The sequence below is a fragment of the Streptomyces sp. NPDC059456 genome (assembly GCF_042750055.1).
GTDB lineage: Bacteria > Actinomycetota > Actinomycetes > Streptomycetales > Streptomycetaceae > Streptomyces.
Genome location: NZ_JBHYVA010001158.1, coordinates 1 through 1,099 on the forward strand (window position 1 = coordinate 1; position 1,099 = coordinate 1,099).

General features: G+C 75.8%; 1 protein-coding gene and 1 pseudogene. One reads left to right on the forward strand and one right to left on the reverse strand.

Features of this window, described 5'->3' with window-relative positions:
* Positions 1 to 612, forward strand: a 612-nt coding sequence (locus ACFXA3_RS42905; RefSeq protein ID WP_385197043.1) for a TOBE domain-containing protein, incomplete at its 5' end; no start/stop codon positions are given.
* A gap of 13 nt (positions 613 to 625) precedes the next feature.
* Here the strand turns inward: ACFXA3_RS42905 and ACFXA3_RS42910 are convergent.
* Positions 626 to 1,099, reverse strand: a pseudogene (locus ACFXA3_RS42910) (hypothetical protein); the annotation flags it as partial.

Here is a 1,099-nt window from a genome sequence, read left to right on the forward strand (position 1 = left end):
GCACAGCCCCGGCTGCTCCTGCTGGACGAACCGCTGGCCGCCCTCGACCAGACGACCCGCGCCCGCGTACGGCACACCCTGCGCACCCACCTCGCCTCCTTCGGCGGGGTCTGCCTGATCGTCACCCACGACCCCGTCGAGGCCGTCTCCCTGGCCGACCGGGTCCTGGTACTGGCCCACGGCCGTGCCCTCCAGGACGCCCCGCCGGCGGAGGTCACCCGCAACCCGCGCTCCCCCTGGGTGGCTCGGATGCTGGGCCGCAACGCCTGGCAGGGCACCACCACGGTGGACGGGCTCAAGCTCGCCGCGGGCGGCTCCGTCATGGTCGCGGACCCTGCCGCGGAGGGAGCGGAGGCCCTGGCGATCGTCGCCCCCGAGGCCGTCGCCCTGCACCGCGAGCAGCCGGCCGGCAGCCCCCGCAACGTCTGGCCGGGCACCGTGCGCGAGGTCACCGCGGCCGGCAGCCGTCTGCGCGTGCTGGTCACGTCGGCGGCCGTGGCCGATGTGGTCGCGGAGATCACCCCTCAGGCGGCGGCCGAGCTGGGCATTGACGACGGCACGCCGGTGTGGTGCAGCGTGAAGGCCACCGAGATCACCCTCGTCACCCTCTGAACCACGTCCCGCGCTACGGCGAGAGGAACGAGAGCAGCAGGTCCGGCCCGTTCGTGCGCAGGCGGGGGAAGACGATGACGGCGGCGACCGCCGCCGGGACGAGGGTCCAGGGTGCTTCGACCCCGATGCGGCCACCCGCCCAGGCCCCCGCCCATCCGACGGCGCCGACGAGGAGCAGCGCTCCCGCGAGGTGCAGGGTCTCGCGCAGCGCGATCCGGTCGGCCGCGGGATCGAGCCCGGCCAGCTCCTCGTCCGGGAGGAGCGCGGCGTGGCGGCCTTCGGCGTGATGCTCGGCGACGGTGAGCGCCAGATCCGACAACTCCCGTACGGCCGCGGCTCGGTCGGTGTCCAGCCGGGCCTCCGCGCGGCGCAGGGCCGAGACGACGAGTCGGGCGTGGAGCCGTGCGTTCCGGCGGCGGGGCGACGACCTCGGGATGGTGCCGGTTCGTCCGGGGGCGGCGAGCAGGGTGCGTTCGAGGGCGCGCAG